At 56.5% G+C, this 329-nt stretch carries 1 protein-coding gene; it reads left to right on the forward strand.

Going from position 1 to position 329, the window contains the following annotated elements; translation table 11 throughout:
• The coding region (locus TR61_RS19515) for a phosphate ABC transporter ATP-binding protein (RefSeq protein WP_157441008.1) at window positions 1-329 on the forward strand (329 nt) is incomplete at both ends.

The following is a 329-nucleotide window of genomic DNA, read 5'->3' on the forward strand; positions in this document are numbered from 1 at the left end:
CACGCCATCAAGGATGTCAGCGTCGATATCGCCGACAAGACGGTCACGGCCTTCATCGGCCCGTCAGGCTGCGGGAAATCGACATTCCTGCGCTGTATCAACAGGATGAACGACACAATTGATGTGGCACGGATCGAAGGCGATATCCTGCTGGATGGCGAGGATATCTATGACGCTAAGGTCGATCCGGTGCAGCTGCGCGCCCGTGTAGGCATGGTGTTTCAGAAACCCAACCCCTTTCCGAAGTCGATCTATGACAACGTGGCCTATGGGCCGAAAATCCACGGCATGGCCAAGAACAAGGCCGATCTGGACGACATCGTCGAGCG

The organism is Aestuariivita boseongensis (genome assembly GCF_001262635.1).
Taxonomy (GTDB): Bacteria; Pseudomonadota; Alphaproteobacteria; order Rhodobacterales; family Rhodobacteraceae; genus Aestuariivita; species Aestuariivita boseongensis.